Source organism: Staphylococcus sp. 191 (assembly GCF_011174885.1).
GTDB lineage: Bacteria > Bacillota > Bacilli > Staphylococcales > Staphylococcaceae > Staphylococcus > Staphylococcus coagulans.
In genome coordinates, this window is sequence record NZ_PNRJ01000009.1 from 15,476 (window position 1) to 32,392 (window position 16,917).

Sequence of the window (16,917 nt, forward strand, 5' to 3'; positions counted from 1 at the left end):
CAAAACTCCTAGTCAATGCGATGTTTATTTTTTTGTTTATCTGCATATCGTTCTTTTGCTAAATCTATCAACTTAGTAATTAATTCTGAATAAGAAACACCCATGTTTTCCCACAATTTTGGATACATACTATAAGCCGTAAAACCAGGCATCGCATTCGTTTCATTAATAAATATCTGATTATCTTCTGTAACAAAGAAATCAGCGCGTAACAATCCAGAACAATCAGTCGCTTTAAAAGCTTCCACCGCCATATTGCGTAAAGTCATTTGTACTTCTGGGTCTAACTCTGCAGGAATCGCTAACTTCACTTTTCCGTCTTTATATTTTGACTTGTAATCATAAAATGCAACATCTTTCACGACTTCACCTGGCCATGTTGTCTCTGGATAGTCATTTCCGAGCACTGCCACTTCAATCTCACGCGCATTCACACCTTGTTCGATTACTAGTTTACGGTCAAATTGAAATGCTTCCTCTATCCCTTGAATTAAAGCTGCTTCATCTTCACATTTACTAATTCCGACACTTGAACCTAAATTTGCTGGTTTAACAAATACAGGGAACTCTAATTTATCATGGACTAACTTAAGAATATTTTTACGGTACTTTTCGTATTCACTACGTAAAAAACTTACATATGGGAGTTGTGGTAAACCGCGATGGGCAAATAATTGTTTCATAACAAGTTTATCCATTGAACTAGACGCAGCCAATACACCATTGCCTACATATGGAAGATCTAATACTTCAAATAACCCTTGAATAGTGCCATCTTCACCATTAGGCCCATGTAAGAGCGGAAATACAGCGTCATAACGGCCGCCTTGGCTACTTTCTGTTAACATCGTAGAAATATCACCTTCTACGTTATCTGTCATTTCTAATTCATTCGTACTTGTAATTTCTTCGGTAATGTTTTCTGTTTTCTTCCATTTACCTTCATTAGTAATATAAATAATATCAATGTAGTAACGTTCTTTATCTATCGCATTTAATACGTTTTGAGCTGTTAAAATAGACACATCATGTTCAGCACTTTTACCACCATAAATGATACATAAAGCTTCCTTTGACATAAACCCGCCTCCATATATTTCATCTAATCTACATCTTACCACGACAAACATTTCTATTGCATTTATTTTTCGGCATTATTAGCAATTTGATTACAACTTATGTAAAATCGGTATATAATGAAAATAAAAGAAATAATGTGTAAAGGAGATTGACATGGTATCTTCTCGACAACAAACGCAAAAGTCATTTTTGCGACGGTTAGACTGGCAGTTAATTACGCTTATTACTGTCCTTTTTGTAATTAGTATTATGACAATTCATTCGGCAATGGGAGGCGGCCAATATAGCTTAGATTTTGGTTTAAGGCAAATTTTTTATTACATACTTGGTGCAATCATTGCTTTTATAATTATGTTATTTTCACCTAAAAAAATACGCAAATATACTTATATCATTTACTTTATATTTATTATTCTGTTATTAGGGTTAATCATTATGCCTGAATCTGCAATAACACCTGTGATTAACGGTGCTAAGAGTTGGTATCGTTTCGGCCCTATTAGCATTCAACCTTCAGAATTCATGAAAATCGTATTGATTTTAGCCATCTCAAAAGTTGTTGCCCAACACAATCGCTTCACTTTCAATAAATCTTTCGAAACGGACTTAATGTTAATATTTAAGATCGCTTTTGTGAGCATCATTCCAATGGCGCTTATTCTGTTACAAAACGATTTAGGAACAACACTCGTGATACTTGCAATTATCGCTGGTATTGTGATTGTAAGCGGTGTGACTTGGAAAATTTTAGCACCTCTATTTGGCACAGTCATTATAATTGGATCCGCCTTAATTTTATCCATTATTTATAAGCCGAATTTAATTGAAAATGTGGCTGGCATTAAAACATATCAGTTAGGCCGTATTAATTCATGGTTGGATCCCTATTCATACAGTTCGGGGGACGGGTTTCATTTAACGGAATCTTTAAAAGCCATTGGCTCAGGTCAATTAATAGGAAAAGGTTTGAACAACGGAGAAGTCTACATTCCAGAAAATCATACAGACTTTATTTTTTCAGTTATTGGTGAGGAGTTTGGCTTTATCGGGGCTGTCGTTTTATTAGGTATCTTTTTACTATTGTTGATTCATTTACTACGCATGGCGACGAATGCCGATGATTTATTTAATAAATCTTTTATTGTTGGTTATGCAAGTTTATTACTATTCCATATCGTTCAAAACATAGGCATGACGATTCAATTATTACCCATTACGGGTATACCGTTACCATTTATAAGTTATGGAGGAAGTTCGTTGTGGAGTTTAATGACAGGGGTAGGCGTGATTTTAAGCATTCATTATCATACGCCTAAAAAATATGATGAAAATCTCAACACAACAAAAACTGCGAGCCCTACCCACAATTGATACACAAATCGTAAACATGTATAAAAAAACACTTAGATGTCATCAAGCTTGTACATCTAAGCGTTTTTTTATTTAATACGATTAATATTTTCAGTTGCAGGTTTGGGATTAGGTAGCGTACGCATAATATCAAATCGGGATTTGGTTTTCTTAACCTTGACACCGATTGAAGACAACATTTGAACTACATTTTGAAGCTTGTCATTCTTTTTTGCCATGAAATCACCCCGTACTTTGCTTATCTACTACCTTTATATTACCCCAAATTTCGACATATTACTACACCAAAATTTAAATTTACAAAAATTATTTTTTTATATTTTTTAACCGAAGTGCATTAATAACAACAGAAACAGAACTAAATGCCATCGCTGCGCCTGCAACCCATGGTGCTAAGAAACCTGCAGCTGCAATCGGAATGCCGATTAAGTTATAACAAAATGCAAAAAAGAGGTTTTGTTTAATATTTTTTATAGTGAGGTGACTCAATTTTAATGCTTCTGCAATAGAAGCTAATTTATTTTTAACTAACGCTATATCTGCTGATTCAAGTGCAATATCTGAACCTGAACCCATAGCAACACCGATATCACTTGTCATGAGTGCAGGTGCATCATTAATTCCATCACCCACCATCATTACACGTTTCCCTTGGCTTTGAAGATCGCGTATGACTTTGGATTTTTCATCGGGTTTGACTTCTGAAATGATATGATCGATGCCAAGCTCATGACCAATAGCACGTGCAGTTTGTTCGCTATCACCACTCAACATAATGAGCGTATGATTTTCACTTAATTGACTTAATACTGTTTGTGCGTCTTCTTTCGGTTCATCTCGCAACGCCATCAACATTGCAAGTTGATTATCAATTGTCATACCTACAACTGTAGCCCCTTGTTGCTCAATGTCACGCACTTGTGTATATTCAGATTCCATCAACTTAACGTTTTCTGATATAAAACGAACTGAACCAATACGAATGTGTTGATTTTGTATCACACCGGAAATACCATTTCCTGCATGTGTTTGATACTGTTGCACATCCAAAGTTTGTGCATCTTTAAAATGTTGGACTAACGCTTTAGAAAGCGGATGCTCTGATTGTACTTCCATACTTTTAATGTAAGCACCTAATGATTCATCTTGCATATAAGCTATCACATGAACGACTTCTGGCTCACCGTGTGTTAGCGTTCCAGTTTTATCAAATACAATTGTATCAACATGCTTCGTCTGTTCTAATGATTCCGCTGTTTTAAATAAAATACCCGCTTCTGCTGCTCGACCTGAACCTACCATAATAGAAGTTGGTGTAGCTAAACCTAATGCACACGGACAAGCAATGACGATTACAGCAATAAAAATTTCAAGAGATTCAGTGAGTTGAAATGGTGTAATCACTAAATACCAAATTAAAAATGTGACGAGCGCAATTGCGATAACTGATGGCACAAAAATATTAGAAATTTTATCCGCTAATCTTTGAATTTGTGGTTTATCATTTTGTGCATCTTCAACGACTTTAATAATTTGATTTAAAATCAAATCTTCACCCACATGTGTCACTTTTAACTTAATGAAGTTCGTCTGGTTGATTGTACTACCAATCACTTGATCGCCTACTGTTTTTTCTACCGGAATACTCTCACCCGTTAACATAGATTCATTGATCGTCGTTTCACCTTCAATAATTTCGCCATCAAGTGGAATTTGTTGTCCTGTTCTCACTCGGACAATATCTCCTACTCTAATATCTTCAATGGGTAGCATTTCAGTTTCACCGTGACGTTCAACTTCTGCATCTCTAACTTGTAGAGCTGCGAGCTTACTAATTGCATCACTAGCATGCCCTTTTGCTCGTTTTTCAAAATATTTACCTAATAAAATTAATGTAATTAAAATCGCACTTGTTTCAAAATAAAGTGGTGTATGGCTATGCCCATGATGATGTGGTGTTGTGAACATCAAATAAATACTATAAAAATAAGCAGCTGAAGTACCCATCGCTACAAGAACATCCATATTTGCACTTTTATTTATTAATGATTTATATGCACCTACATAAAATTGCCAACCTAAAACAAACTGAATTGGTGTCGCAAGTATCAATTGAAACCAAGGATTAAGTAATAATTCTGGTACTGGAATAAAGCTTAAAAATGAAAAATGCGCAAACATCGTATAAAGTAACGGTAAAGCCAAAACGAGCGAGACAATAAATTTATATTTCTGACGTTTAAGCTCATCATGTTTACGTTGATCCGCTTCTTTTTTAGTCTCCATTGGAAATGCTTGATAACCAATTTTCGCGACACGTTCATAGATTTCTTCTATTGAAATTTGATTAGGATCAAATGTGACTGTCCCTTTCTCCATAACCAGATTGACGCTTACTTGATCGATACCTTCCTCACGATCTAACACACGTTCAATCCTCGAAGAACAAGCCGCACAGGTCATTCCTGAAATTTTAAAAGTTTCTTGTGCCATATTTTCATCTCCTATACCTATACAGGGTATATTCTTCATTTAAAATGAGGGGTCATTTTTTGTCTTTCTTTGAAAAATAACCCCTACGTATTTCCCCTAACTTTTACGAAACAACGTCATAGCCTTGATCATAAATACGTTGCTTAATATCATCGAGGGCCCCATCTTTTTTGACATCCACTTCAACTTTATTATCAGCTGGAAACGCTTCTACATGGACAACATCTGGATTATCTTTTACGGCACCTTCAATTGCTGCTTTACAATGGGCGCAACTCATCCCTTCAACTTGAATAACATGTTTACTCATTTTCATACACTCCTTTATGTGATTGGATAACAGGAAAACCTGCATCATAAATTTCTTTCTCTAAAGTATTAAGATTAGCTGGTGTTTGATAAGTGAGTATAATGCGTTGAGTATCAAGATCGATATTAACCGCTTCAACCCCAATCATATCCAGTAATCGTTGTGTCAGTTTCTCTTTTTCCTCAAGCGTTGTTAAGTTAGAAACATTAACATGACCTGTTTCCATATTTTCACCCCATCATCATTCTTAGTCTTTCATTAATTTTTGAAAAGTCACAAGTAATTCTTCCATTGCCTCACTTTGGTGTCCGGAATCAATTTTATTCATAATACAACTTTTCATATGGTGATCAAGGAGACGTGTCGCAACGCTATTTAAAGCTGAACGTGTTGCTCTAATTTGTGTAAGTACGTCATCACAATAGACATCTTCATCAATCATACGATTTATTGCTTTGACCTGACCTTCGATGCGGTTTAAACGTGATTTTAAGTTACGTTTAATTTCATCTGAATGGTGTGCTTGTTCTATCATTTCACATCCCTCAAATCTGTTTAACTTCTCTTACATTGTGTATCATATACCCTATATAGGTATATGTCAATGTTTCTGTATCGAACATTATATTCTATGTTACAATGATAAAAACTTCATATAAAAGGAGATAGAAGTTATGCCTGAAATTTTCTATACATTCTTTTTTAATGATAATGTGATTATCAATTATCTGTTGATAGGGGCTTTTTTATTAAATTTAACCTTTATCTTTACAATTATCTTTATGGAAAGAAGAAGTGCAGGATCCATATGGGCGTGGATATTTGTACTCGGCTTGTTTCCATTGATAGGATTTGTTATTTACTTGCTATTCGGTAGACAAATTCAACGTGAATCTATCTTTAAGTTAGATCAAAGGGATCGAATTGGCCTTGAATACATCGTTAACCAACAATTAAAGGCCATTAAAAATAACAAATTTGAGCCACACAATCCTCATATACAAAATTACAGTCGTATGATACAAATGCTCCTCTATAATAACGCTGCCTTTTATACAAAAAATAATGAAATTGAATTGTTAACAGACGGCTATCAAAAATTCAAACACTTAAAAGAAGATATACGTCAAGCACAATCTTACATACATATCCAATATTACATCTTCCGCCACGACACACTCGGTAAAAGCATTATGGCTTTATTAGAGGAAAAATTAGAACAGGGCGTCGAAGTTAAAATGTTATATGATGATATGGGTTCAAGGGGCTTAACGTTGAGAGATTTTAAGCAATTCAAAGAAAAAGGCGGGCATGTTGAATCATTCTTTCCTTCAAAGTTGCCTCTGATTAACTTGCGTATGAACAATCGTAATCATCGTAAAATTGTTGTTATTGATGGTCAAATAGGTTATGTAGGCGGTTTTAATGTAGGTAATGAATATCTAGGTTTATCCAAAAAGTTTGGATATTGGCGTGATACACATCTTCGAATACAAGGAGAAGCTGTTCATGCATTACAGCTACGATATATTTTGGATTGGAATTCGCAAGCAAGTCGTGACAATATGGTTTATAATGAAAAGTATTTCCCTAAACACACAGGGTCAAAACAAGGCAGTATGGGCGTTCAAATTGCATCTAGTGGCCCAGATGAATTGTGGGAACAAGTAAAATATGGGTACCTTAAAATGATCTCTATGGCTAAAAAAGATATTTATATTCAAACCCCTTATTTTGTTCCAGATGAAGCTTTTATGGATGCATTAAAAATCGCAGCACTGGGTGGGGTCAATGTCAATATTATGATCCCAAGTAAACCAGATCATCCATTTGTTTACTGGGCAACATTTAAAAATGTGGCGAGCTTGATTGAAGCCGGCGCACGCGTTTACTTATACGATAATGGCTTTTTACACGCCAAAACACTCACTATTGATGATGAAATTACAAGCGTCGGTACTACGAACATGGATAATCGAAGTTTCACTTTGAACTTTGAAGTCAATGCTTTCGTATATAATGAAAAATTAGCTAAAGAAGTCAGAAAAAGTTTTGAAACCGATCTAAAAGTTTGTTCTGAACTTACAAAAGAACGCTATGACGAGAGAAGTTTATGGATAAAATTTAAAGAGGCTATCAGCCAATTACTTGCCCCTATTCTATAAAAAGGAAGTTGAAATAAAGATGAAAGATGCAATCACAGCCGCATTAAACTATATGAAGTCTAAACATGAGGGAGATCGTAGTGGTCATGATGTTGCACATGTCTTACGTGTGCGACATCTTGCTTTAGAAATTGCGCAACACTATCCTTTAGCAAATTGTTTCATTATTGAAATGGCAGCACTTCTACATGACACAGTCGATGATAAATTAGTGGATAGCATTACTGTGCACCAAGAATTAGAGCAGTTTTTACATTTACATAAAGTTCCTTCTGATGACCAACAAGCCATTTTCTACATTATCGATCATATGAGTTTTAGAAAATCAAATTCTGTAGGTACACTCAACACAATAGAAGCTCAAATTGTACAAGATGCTGATCGTTTAGATGCGATGGGTGCCATCGGTATTGCACGAACTTTTCAATTTGCCGGTCATTTCAATGAACCTATGTGGACAGGTGAATATACTTTAAAACAATTAAACGAATTAGAAGATGTTAGTCACCTTCCCCCCTCTGCCATTAAGCATTTTTATGAAAAATTATTAAAGTTAAAAGATTTAATGAATACTCAAACTGCACGACAAATGGCTGAGAAGCGCCATGCTTTTTTAGAACTCTTTTTGACACAGTTTATGGCTGAATGGCTTTCTGATATACATCACTAATTCATTACTTCTCTATTTCTCTTAAAATAATAACGATATATACTTTCACTTCTATAATTGGGCTCACTCAATCATATGACTGAGCTCATGAAAGCAACAAGAATCAATAAAGGTGACTTAAATTGAGTTTTTTGCTTTAAATAAAGCTTTTCTCAATTTAAGTCACCTTTTCAAGTAAGTGACGCATTCCAATCAAACAGCTACAGTCATCCCAATAGCCTCAAAAATCATTTTTATATGTACATTATTGTTATATCCAAAAAGCACTAAAATTCCCCAGAAAATGGATTAATATCACCACTTCGATTCTTCTTGTTATTAAGTATGCAAGGCCATAGAAAAGACCTGAATAAAAATAAGGTAAAAATTCTATCCAATTACTATATTCATGGACAAAACCAAAAAGAACACTGCTGACAATTAACCCTATAAACAAATGTCCTTTAAATAATACACGTAAGATAATTCCTCTAAAAACAATTTCTTCCAAGAGCGCTGGAAGTAATGCAAAAAATATTGCAAAATTTAATATTGAAATACCTTGAATACTGCTTTCTATATTTTCCTGATTTAATGTTGATCCAGCGTAAAGATAAGAAAATAAATAATCAAGTAATTTCACAACAATTATAACAATCACAATAATCGAAATATCCTTAGCTGTTAACTTTTTAAAACTAAATAAATTAATTTTGAAGTACTTTAACATATATATAAGAAATGCAAGCACTATAAAGTAAATCCATGCTTTTAGAGAAAGGGTCTCTAAAACAGATGACTCACCTATGTAAATTACAAAAATGAGCATGAATATAATACCTTTAATCAATCGTAAAGTTAATGCATCATTATTCACACGGTTGTCTTCATGAAAAATTTGCCTAATTGTTTCTTTCATACTGTCTCCTTAAATTTTATTTTTATCTATTTGATAATTATTTTATTTTAAATAATATACATAAAAACTCCAAAGGTGTCAATAACCTTTGGAGCTTTAAGTTAAACAATTTATGAATTATTGATTCAAATGTTTGTAAATAAGTCATCATTATTTTGTTTTTCTTAAAATGAATGCGCCCATACTTGTAAATAAAAGTGATAACAACATTGGGAAACTTCGACCATTTTGGCCTGTTTCTGGTAACATCTTCTCCTCATGTTGTTGAGAAGCAGTTACCATATCATTTTTGTGTAAATTATCGGTTAAATGGCTTTGTTTCACAGTTTGCATCTCAGTTGTCATTATATTCACGCCATGAGGTTCGCTTGGCACTGCATTTAAAATGGAAGGAGATGGATATTGAGCATCGTCGTGACTTCCTGCACTGCTCATCATATTCACATTCTGTATTTTTGATGGCCTAGTATTCATCATTTGAGCTTGTACAGTGGATTGCATTGACTTGTGTTCAGTTTGAGGTTGATCCATATTTTTTTCGTGCGCTACTTGCTGTGATTGCATTTTATCTTTAGAAATGGCATTGGAAGATGATTTTTGATCCATTGCTTGCTTATCATGTGGTGACATGTCTGGTTGATTTTGATGATTTTCATTTGGAAAGTCAGCTTGATGTTTTTCTGCTTCTTTTTCCCATGCTTCTGCATGTGCATCTTCTGTTGCTTTACCTTCTTGTGCGTTTGGTGTATCCCAATCTTTTGCAGCTAATTCTTCTTTTGATTTAAATATGGCTTTAAATACTTTTCGCTCTACTTTATTATCACCTGAATCAGAAATAGGACTATCCCATCCTACAAACACACTACCTTCATCAGGAATCGGTGTAGGTGCACCAAAAGCGGAATCTTTCCATGTCGGATTATTTCTTACAAGATAAACTAATGCTTTTTCTACAGAAGTATAGTCATCTAAATGACCTGGTCCATCTGCTACAAATGCGATTGGTTGTAATGATTTTTATCATATGAACGCGTAATATCTCTAGGATGCGGTCGAGCTGGATCATTATCATCTAACGGATGATTTACGTCACTAGGTACATATGAACCGATTAATAAATCTTTTGTACCGAATGCACCGAGATAAAAATTAACTGTCGGATATTCATTATCTTGAGGTAGCGCATTACGCCATTCTATAAATTCTGTATTGTCATCATTCGCTACAGTTGTAGGAATAATCAATCCACTTTCTTTTAATTGTTGCCATGTTTGGCCATGTTTTAAATAATAAACAATATTATTAGATACTTGACTACCAACAATAAAATGTCCGTTGTTTAACGCTTTGAAGAAAACAGGCGCGTAATCATCGCGATCGACTTGTTTTAAGCGCTCAGTTACTTCAACAGAAGTTGCATTTGTGAATGGTCCTATGACTGGAGGCGTGTTTCTGTATTTTTCTAAACCGATATGTGCTCTAAATGCGCGATCTCGCGTTACTTGCCCTTCTTTGGGTAAATCGTAAGACCAATATTTAAGATAGTAACCTTCGGGAATACTTACTTGTGGTAGTTGGAATGGTATGTCTTTCCAATTTGTTTGTTTTAAAACATAATAACCAAACGAAGACGTTTTCTGTCCTTCTGGCATAATTAATTGTGCGTTTGATTTAAAAGGATCATATAATTCAAAACTAATAGCGCTAAAATTGTTAGGATCAACAACCTGTTTATTATCTTTTAAATCTTTTTCATTTCGTGTGATATGGTCAACAGGACCGATATTTTGAACTTTTTCTTGCTCGGGGTGTGCTTCACGTTCTTCTTCAATAGGATGATGTTGGTGAATCTCTTCATGATGATGACCATCGTGTGCATGGCCAACATGTTCATGTGTATTATGTTCAACTTGAGGGCTTACTGTTTCAGTTTGAGGATTTACATGTGCATCATTATGGGGTGTTACTTCGGTAGCACCGTGATGTGCTTCCGTCTCTGTGGATACGTTATTTTCATTTTGCACTTTCGTATCTATGCTAGATTTGGGTTGCATTGCTACATTTTGAGACTTTTGTTGCGCAGATGGTTGTACTGTATTTACTGATTGAGGGCTATCAACATTTTGCTCAATTTCTGCTGAATTCGGGCCACTAGAGGATTCTCCACTGTTTTCTACACTATCAGCATATGCAGAATGGGATGATAATAAAATGCCGCTTGAAACAAGCATGGATGTAACAATAGTTTTCTTCATGATTTATCTCCTTTAATCGTAATGATTACGATTAATTATAGTCAATTGAATTTTGATAGTCAATATTATTTTTTTAAAAGATTGTAAAAGACTTACAATTGTGTTATTTTATTTACAATTTTATTATTTTAATAGTATCGCGTGTTTTCCTCCATCCCATATAAAAAAAGCACAGGGCCTTGACTCTATGTTAAAAGTCATGGCACTGTGCTTTTTTATATTTAAGGACCGAACTTATTTTTTCTTTTTCTTCACAACTTGTGTGTTTTTAGCTGATTTTGGCTTTTTTTCTTGTTCAAACTTTTTAATCAATGGTGCAACTTCTGCTTTTGCTTTTTTGCCATATACAACATTCGCTACGTGTGTTTGAACCACTAAGAATGCGGCAGAAACTGACCAATACAAACCTAATGCCGCAGCAGAACTTAACGAAATCCAAACAATCATGATTGGAGATATAATCATCATCATGTATCCCATTTGTCGTTGTTCAGGTGGCATATTAAAACTTGAAACATAAGCTTGAATAAAGTAAAGAACACCGGCAATAATGGTAATCCAAATATCAGGTTTGTCTAAATGGAACCATAGAAAATCCGAATACTTAGTTATGCCGCCACCAGATGGATATTTTAATACAAAGAACAGTGCCATAATAATCGGCATTTGTAAAATAAGAGGCAAACATCCCAACATACTGGCCATTGGATTCATATTGTATTTTTTATAAACTTGCATCATTTCTTGGTTGGCAGCCAATTTATCTTCTTGTGTACGTGCACGTTTTACTTTTTCTTGCGCTTCTGTAATTTCCGGCTTAGCTATTTTCATTTTCTCACGCATCATATGCATGTTTTTGTAATTAGACAACATAAAAGGTAAGAGTACAACACGCACCGCTAATACAATAATAATGATAGCTAAGCCATAATTATCACCTAATGTATGACCTAACCAGTGTATAAGTTTATCCATAGGTTGGACAAAGGTATTAAAAAAGAAACCGTCTCGGTTTTCAGGCTTACTATAATCACATCCAGCTAAAAATAAGACTACGCCTAGAAGCGTTGTCAGTAAAGCTTTGTTCTTCATTTTTCCACCTCTAAAGTAATATTCACATAAATGATATTTTATCATAGAAATTGGAATGGTGGAAATATATTCAAACATAAAAATGATTTTATTTGAAATATTGCATATAACGATTCACAGAGTTTTCAATATTTGTACTGTGTGTGATTGACGAAATTGTTGCGATACCATCGGCACCATTTTTAATAATAGACGACACATTTTCTTCAGTTATCCCACCTATAGCCACGATAGGAATATTTTCATCATATTCTCTCATCCGACGAATCATTTCAACACCGCCAGGTTTTTTGGCATCGCTTTTTGAACTCGTTTCATAGACAGGACCGACACCAATATAATCAACATGTGTTAAATCAGATTGATCATACTCTTCAAAGTTACCTACACTCAATCCTATAATTTTGTTTTTGAGCTTAGAATAGAATGAGGCTATTTTTTCATCATCTTGTCCTACATGGACACCATCAGCATCAATTTCTATCGCCAAATTAATATCATCATTGACGATGAAAGGCACTTTATAGGCACGACATAACCTTTGCAACTCTATAGCCTTCAACTTTTTCTCATTGCCTGATAGAGAAGAGGGTCCCTTTTCACGAAATTGGAACATTGTAATACCCGCCTCTAACGCTTCTTTAAGTATCGACTCAAGACTGCCCTCTTTCACATCTTGTGTTCCGGCAATAAAATAAATACGTAATTGCTTACGATCAAAACCCATTTTAAATCACTTCTCTCTTTTTGATCTCTAATTGGTAAGATTCAGCAGATGTTTGATTCAATGCATCAATAAAAGCGACAAGAAAAGTCCCTGGTAAATCTGCGCCTTCTCTAAGCTCAGCCTGTTCTGCAGCAATATTATAGAAAGATACTGCTTGTGTCAACTGTTCAATTGAAGGTGTTCCTTCTCCTAATAAAAAGCTTGCAATCACACCTCCAAGTAAACATCCAGCTCCTGTGATTTTAGTAAGGAGCGGCGTACCATTAGATAACATAACAATACCCTCTTTTTGAATAATAACATCGACTTGGCCAGAAATAACGATGGCAGTTTGATACTTTTTATACGCTTCTTGTGCGATTCTTACAACATCAATATCATCCGCACTATCCGTACCTTTCATCGTTGTTGTCGTATCGACTAAAGTCATTATTTCAGATGCATTACCTTTAATAACCGATACATCTATTTCCTCTAAGAAGCGTTGACAAAAATCTTTTCTAAATTGAGATGCGCCCACTGCAACCGGATCGAACACTACAGGCACGCCCTTCTTATTGGCTGTTTTTGCGATTTTTAACATGTCTTCACCGCGTTGCTTTGTCAATGTCCCAATATTAATTAATAACGCTTGCGCTACATTAAAAAAATCATCTGCTTCTTCCGGTGCTTCACTCATTGCAGGGCTTGCACCGACACTAATCAAACCGTTAGCCGTAAAGTTTTTAACAACATCATTTGTGTAACAAACAACTAAAGGATGTTGTGCTCTTAACTTTGATAAAAAATTCATATTAATCCCACCCATTGATTTTTTCATATGCAAAATGGTTCACCGGGCCACGCCCTTTTCCTATCTCAGGAGTATGTTTAATTGCCAACGAAATATATTTTTTCGCTTTAGCTACAGCCTCGAAAACCGACTTTCCTTTTGCTAATTCTGCTGTAATGACTGCCGAAAAAGTACAACCTGTCCCATGTGTGTGTTGTGTTGGGAAACGTTCACTTTTAAATTCATAGTGACCCTCTTTAGTAAATAAATGGTCAATAGCATCACCTTCTAAATGGCCACCTTTAATAATGACACCTTTAGAACCAATTTCTTGGATAAAATATTGACCTGCACGAAGAATTTTTTCTTCACTATTAATTGTCATTTGAACAATTTCTTCAGCTTCAGGAAGATTAGGTGTTGCAACATCTGCATAGGGTAATAATGATTCTTTTAAACTCTGACGTACACTTTGGTCCATTAATGAATCCCCACTTTTGGCGACCATCACGGGATCTATGACATAAGGAATATCAATCTTTTTCAAATAAATTTCGATTACTTCCATCATTTCCGGTGTAGGTATCATACCCGTTTTTAATGCATGTGGCTTTTCATCATTAAATACACTTTCTAATTGTTCTTCCAGCCATGCAGCATCTAAATTATGGATATGCTGAACACCTAAAGAATTTTGCGCTACAATACTTGTGATTGCTGCCATGCCATAAACGCCACAGGAATGAAAAGATTTCAAATCTGCCATTGCACCTGCGCCACCACTAGGATCCGTACCTGCAATTGTTAAAGCTATTTTTGGTTTTTCCATTTTTTACCCTCCAAATTCCCATTGTTCTAATTGATATGACATATTAAAGAAACGGCGTTCATGAGTCGTACTTTGTAGAAAATTTTGTCGTAAAGTTTTTTGAACTTGAGTAGAACTCGTTTCTGCATATTCATCTAACCATCGTTGAATGTATGACATTAAAGTGTCCATTTCTTGTGCGTAAAATGCAAACCATGATTTCAATGGGTTTGAATTTGAAAAATCGTACTGTGCCATTGCACGTTTGCCAAGTTGTTGATAAACATATGGACATGGTGCCATAGCGGCAATCGTATATGCTACATTATCAAATGCAAAAGCATTGTAATACATATGTTTAATGTAATGATCAGCAGAGGGGTACCATTCCCCCTCAGCGATTATCGATTGATAATCTTCACCTACAAAATCAGCTAAAATATGATGCGGTTCCACTTCTCCTGAGCTTGCAAATTGAATTTGTTCAGTCAAAAACTGTATTTCTTCTTTTGAATTGACTTTAGGTATTAACAACGCGTATATTTTCGCAAACTCATTTAAATAGCGGGCGTCTGCACGTAAATAATGCTTAACTGCTGCTTTAGGAATTTGCCCTGTAATTAGCCCTTGGATAAAATCATCATTATAAATATGCTCAATAATTGGTTCTGCCTCTTGCATTAACTGTTCAGAAAAAGTCATTTTTTATTCTCCTTTGATATGAAAAAAGACCACTAAGAAAAGCAGCCTTGATAACATACCACGGTGAATGATATTATACCGCTACTTCCCTACGTTGGTATCAACCAAATCAGGTTCGAAGGGTCTGAATTGCCATTCATCTCAGCCTTAAGGCGCCCCTAGTAGTCTTATTTATTTATACTTAATGTATCAAAAAGACTGTTTAATTTCAATTAGAGTCGACTTTTATTCTGAATATTCTATTTTAATAGTTTGATTAACCAATTATCAGCATGAACCTGTTGTTCTACTATTTGATACCGTTACTTATGTATTCTGCGCAGTTGATGTCTGGGTTGCGCTTTTCGCTTTTTAGCTCGGCGCAACCCTAGTCATCTTTGCCGGGGTGGGACGACGAAATCTATAGATTTCTGTCCCACTCCCATTCAAAAATAATATTTGGGAATGTCTTTGAAGGTAAATGAATAAGATCAGTTAAATGATTGTGTGAGGTAAATTCGATTATATTTTGTAAGGGGAAATATAATTTGAGAAGGTTGATTTTGAAAGCATAGTGGGTGATAAATCATAGATATTTAAATTTGTGTTGGGCTTGTTAGGTTTTCACATGTTGATTTCATTTGAGTGGGAATTAAGGGATAAAATTGTGTAACGAGGAGTTCCGTAGCATAACGTTTTTCATCATTATGAAAAAAACGTCTTGTTTGAATTTGTCCGCTGATTGCTACGATGATGTCTTCTTTAAAAACTTCTTTAATTTGAATTGCCACTTCTCCATAAGCTTTGCAGTTTAAAAAGTCATACATAGGTCGTTGGTTGCGACTTAAATAATTACGTGTAACTTTGACTGAAAAAGTTATAAAGTGACTGTCTTCTTTTTCATAATGCTGGGGCGGACGATTTATACAACCGATTGCTTGAAATTGGTTAATTGAGCTCACCTCCTATATCCGTAATATAGTCGGTTTATTATAATAAAACAATGTTCAATAAATTAAAAACAACCGTGCAATCCCATTTAAAAGTTCAAGCAGGTAAAGAATTTTTTTACTTTTTGAGTTATAATAAGCGATGAATCCATTTTTTCGAAAAGTTCTTTAATCTTTTAAGGGGTTGGTTGAATGAAAACATTTAAGGCTGTCCGCTTCCAAATCGTTTCTGAAAACAGTACTGTGACAGAATATGAACTGATAGATGGCGTTATTATTAATAAAGAAAATAGTGGAACTGGTTGGTTATTGGAAATTGTCATTTCCGAGGTGCATCAGGAACAAATGGAACAATATATGGCAGAAGAAAAGTTATTAGACATTCGTGTCGTCATTACACGCCCTTCCAATGATCCTGCGTTATTTGATGCAACTATCAAACATATTACACCTTTAAAAGAGTATATCTCTGTCGTATTTGAATGTCACATCTATACATTGCGACAAGTTTACGCGGAAAGTTTACTTGAGCAATTAGTGAATGAAGGTCTTGAAGGTGATGAATTAATCACAACATTTAACCGTATGATGCAATCAAAACCACGTTTAAAAGACGAACGGCAATAGTGCAAGATTTATCATTTT

General features: G+C 34.8%; 19 protein-coding genes and 1 riboswitch. Of the genes, 4 read left to right on the forward strand and 15 right to left on the reverse strand.

Annotation, left to right across the window (positions count from 1 at the left end; genetic code table 11):
- Window positions 1-8 precede the first annotated feature (8 nt).
- Window positions 9-1,079, reverse strand: coding sequence for a D-alanine--D-alanine ligase (locus C1H58_RS07570; protein WP_165545831.1), 1,071 nt, complete (start codon window positions 1,077-1,079; stop codon window positions 9-11).
- 154 nt (window positions 1,080-1,233) lie between these two features.
- Here C1H58_RS07570 and C1H58_RS07575 point away from each other — a divergent pair, with 154 nt between their 5' ends.
- Window positions 1,234-2,451 carry an FtsW/RodA/SpoVE family cell cycle protein gene (locus C1H58_RS07575; protein WP_050330421.1) on the forward strand — a complete coding sequence of 406 codons (1,218 nt, stop codon included), beginning with the start codon at window positions 1,234-1,236 and terminating at the stop codon, window positions 2,449-2,451.
- A 68-nt stretch (window positions 2,452-2,519) separates the two neighbouring features.
- Here C1H58_RS07575 and C1H58_RS07580 read toward each other — a convergent pair whose 3' ends face one another.
- From C1H58_RS07580 to csoR, 5 genes are all read right to left on the reverse strand, one after another.
- Window positions 2,520-2,669: an Lmo0850 family protein gene (locus C1H58_RS07580; RefSeq protein WP_164905407.1), complete on the reverse strand. Its 150-nt coding sequence runs from the start codon at window positions 2,667-2,669 to the stop codon at window positions 2,520-2,522.
- Between the two features lie 88 nt (window positions 2,670-2,757).
- Complete coding sequence (locus C1H58_RS07585) at window positions 2,758-4,944, reverse strand: heavy metal translocating P-type ATPase (RefSeq protein ID WP_165545832.1); 2,187 nt, start codon at window positions 4,942-4,944, stop codon at window positions 2,758-2,760.
- 103 nt (window positions 4,945-5,047) lie between these two features.
- The gene (locus tag C1H58_RS07590; protein ID WP_165545833.1) at window positions 5,048-5,254 is read right to left on the reverse strand and encodes a cation transporter; all 207 of its coding nucleotides are present in this window, start codon (window positions 5,252-5,254) and stop codon (window positions 5,048-5,050) included.
- Window positions 5,247-5,480 carry a putative copper chaperone CsoZ gene (csoZ, locus tag C1H58_RS07595; RefSeq protein WP_050345362.1) on the reverse strand — a complete coding sequence of 78 codons (234 nt, stop codon included), beginning with the start codon at window positions 5,478-5,480 and terminating at the stop codon, window positions 5,247-5,249. Before csoZ ends, C1H58_RS07590 begins: the two co-directional genes overlap by 8 nt.
- Window positions 5,481-5,501: 21 nt before the next feature.
- Window positions 5,502-5,789 carry a copper-sensing transcriptional repressor CsoR gene (gene csoR / locus C1H58_RS07600; RefSeq protein ID WP_050330414.1) on the reverse strand — a complete coding sequence of 96 codons (288 nt, stop codon included), beginning with the start codon at window positions 5,787-5,789 and terminating at the stop codon, window positions 5,502-5,504.
- A 139-nt stretch (window positions 5,790-5,928) separates the two neighbouring features.
- Here csoR and cls point away from each other — a divergent pair, with 139 nt between their 5' ends.
- Complete coding sequence (gene cls / locus C1H58_RS07605; RefSeq protein ID WP_165545834.1) at window positions 5,929-7,419, forward strand: cardiolipin synthase; 1,491 nt, start codon at window positions 5,929-5,931, stop codon at window positions 7,417-7,419.
- Between the two features lie 13 nt (window positions 7,420-7,432).
- Window positions 7,433-8,089 (forward strand): HD domain-containing protein, encoded by a 657-nt coding sequence (locus tag C1H58_RS07610; protein WP_347563071.1) that lies wholly within the window; start codon window positions 7,433-7,435, stop codon window positions 8,087-8,089.
- Between the two features lie 250 nt (window positions 8,090-8,339).
- Here C1H58_RS07610 and C1H58_RS07615 read toward each other — a convergent pair whose 3' ends face one another.
- From C1H58_RS07615 to C1H58_RS07655, 9 genes are all read right to left on the reverse strand, one after another.
- On the reverse strand, window positions 8,340-8,987 hold the full coding sequence (locus tag C1H58_RS07615; RefSeq protein WP_165545836.1) for a CPBP family intramembrane glutamic endopeptidase: 648 nt from the start codon (window positions 8,985-8,987) through the stop codon (window positions 8,340-8,342).
- A gap of 150 nt (window positions 8,988-9,137) precedes the next feature.
- Window positions 9,138-9,848, reverse strand: a complete 711-nt coding sequence (locus C1H58_RS07620) for an LPXTG cell wall anchor domain-containing protein (protein ID WP_165545837.1) — start codon at window positions 9,846-9,848, stop codon at window positions 9,138-9,140.
- Between the two features lie 128 nt (window positions 9,849-9,976).
- Window positions 9,977-11,242 (reverse strand): hypothetical protein, encoded by a 1,266-nt coding sequence (locus C1H58_RS07625; protein WP_165545838.1) that lies wholly within the window; start codon window positions 11,240-11,242, stop codon window positions 9,977-9,979.
- A gap of 234 nt (window positions 11,243-11,476) precedes the next feature.
- Complete coding sequence (gene yidC / locus C1H58_RS07630) at window positions 11,477-12,334, reverse strand: membrane protein insertase YidC (RefSeq protein ID WP_050330407.1); 858 nt, start codon at window positions 12,332-12,334, stop codon at window positions 11,477-11,479.
- 88 nt (window positions 12,335-12,422) lie between these two features.
- Window positions 12,423-13,061, reverse strand: a complete 639-nt coding sequence (gene thiE, locus C1H58_RS07635; protein ID WP_050330405.1) for a thiamine phosphate synthase — start codon at window positions 13,059-13,061, stop codon at window positions 12,423-12,425.
- Between the two features lies 1 nt (window position 13,062).
- Window positions 13,063-13,854: a hydroxyethylthiazole kinase gene (thiM, locus tag C1H58_RS07640; RefSeq protein WP_165545839.1), complete on the reverse strand. Its 792-nt coding sequence runs from the start codon at window positions 13,852-13,854 to the stop codon at window positions 13,063-13,065.
- 1 nt (window position 13,855) lies between these two features.
- Window positions 13,856-14,662, reverse strand: a complete 807-nt coding sequence (gene thiD, locus C1H58_RS07645; RefSeq protein ID WP_165545840.1) for a bifunctional hydroxymethylpyrimidine kinase/phosphomethylpyrimidine kinase — start codon at window positions 14,660-14,662, stop codon at window positions 13,856-13,858.
- A 3-nt stretch (window positions 14,663-14,665) separates the two neighbouring features.
- Window positions 14,666-15,343: a thiaminase II gene (gene tenA, locus C1H58_RS07650; protein WP_050330401.1), complete on the reverse strand. Its 678-nt coding sequence runs from the start codon at window positions 15,341-15,343 to the stop codon at window positions 14,666-14,668.
- Window positions 15,344-15,412: 69 nt separating this feature from the next.
- A riboswitch (TPP riboswitch) is annotated at window positions 15,413-15,513 on the reverse strand.
- A gap of 405 nt (window positions 15,514-15,918) precedes the next feature.
- A complete protein-coding gene (locus C1H58_RS07655; RefSeq protein WP_050330400.1) occupies window positions 15,919-16,284 on the reverse strand; it encodes a single-stranded DNA-binding protein in 366 nt (121 codons plus the stop codon).
- Between the two features lie 180 nt (window positions 16,285-16,464).
- Between C1H58_RS07655 and C1H58_RS07660 the strand changes: the two genes are divergently transcribed.
- Window positions 16,465-16,899 (forward strand): YwpF-like family protein, encoded by a 435-nt coding sequence (locus tag C1H58_RS07660; protein ID WP_165545841.1) that lies wholly within the window; start codon window positions 16,465-16,467, stop codon window positions 16,897-16,899.
- The last annotated feature ends 18 nt before the right edge of the window (window positions 16,900-16,917 follow it).

What these genes read in the sequence shown, in the direction of transcription:
- C1H58_RS07660 (WP_165545841.1), top strand. Translation starts at nt 16,465, where the DNA reads ATGAAAACATTTAAGGCTGTCCGCTTCCAAATCGTTTCTGAAAACAGT.
- C1H58_RS07580 (WP_164905407.1), bottom strand. Translation starts at nt 2,669, where the DNA reads ATGGCAAAAAAGAATGACAAGCTTCAAAATGTAGTTCAAATGTTGTCT.
- tenA (WP_050330401.1), bottom strand. Translation starts at nt 15,343, where the DNA reads ATGACTTTTTCTGAACAGTTAATGCAAGAGGCAGAACCAATTATTGAG.
- thiD (WP_165545840.1), bottom strand. Translation starts at nt 14,662, where the DNA reads ATGGAAAAACCAAAAATAGCTTTAACAATTGCAGGTACGGATCCTAGT.
- thiE (WP_050330405.1), bottom strand. Translation starts at nt 13,061, where the DNA reads ATGGGTTTTGATCGTAAGCAATTACGTATTTATTTTATTGCCGGAACA.
- csoZ (WP_050345362.1), bottom strand. Translation starts at nt 5,480, where the DNA reads ATGGAAACAGGTCATGTTAATGTTTCTAACTTAACAACGCTTGAGGAA.
- yidC (WP_050330407.1), bottom strand. Translation starts at nt 12,334, where the DNA reads ATGAAGAACAAAGCTTTACTGACAACGCTTCTAGGCGTAGTCTTATTT.
- C1H58_RS07585 (WP_165545832.1), bottom strand. Translation starts at nt 4,944, where the DNA reads ATGGCACAAGAAACTTTTAAAATTTCAGGAATGACCTGTGCGGCTTGT.
- C1H58_RS07625 (WP_165545838.1), bottom strand. Translation starts at nt 11,242, where the DNA reads ATGAAGAAAACTATTGTTACATCCATGCTTGTTTCAAGCGGCATTTTA.
- csoR (WP_050330414.1), bottom strand. Translation starts at nt 5,789, where the DNA reads ATGATAGAACAAGCACACCATTCAGATGAAATTAAACGTAACTTAAAA.
- C1H58_RS07615 (WP_165545836.1), bottom strand. Translation starts at nt 8,987, where the DNA reads ATGAAAGAAACAATTAGGCAAATTTTTCATGAAGACAACCGTGTGAAT.
- thiM (WP_165545839.1), bottom strand. Translation starts at nt 13,854, where the DNA reads ATGAATTTTTTATCAAAGTTAAGAGCACAACATCCTTTAGTTGTTTGT.
- C1H58_RS07575 (WP_050330421.1), top strand. Translation starts at nt 1,234, where the DNA reads ATGGTATCTTCTCGACAACAAACGCAAAAGTCATTTTTGCGACGGTTA.
- C1H58_RS07570 (WP_165545831.1), bottom strand. Translation starts at nt 1,079, where the DNA reads ATGTCAAAGGAAGCTTTATGTATCATTTATGGTGGTAAAAGTGCTGAA.
- cls (WP_165545834.1), top strand. Translation starts at nt 5,929, where the DNA reads ATGCCTGAAATTTTCTATACATTCTTTTTTAATGATAATGTGATTATC.
- C1H58_RS07590 (WP_165545833.1), bottom strand. Translation starts at nt 5,254, where the DNA reads ATGAGTAAACATGTTATTCAAGTTGAAGGGATGAGTTGCGCCCATTGT.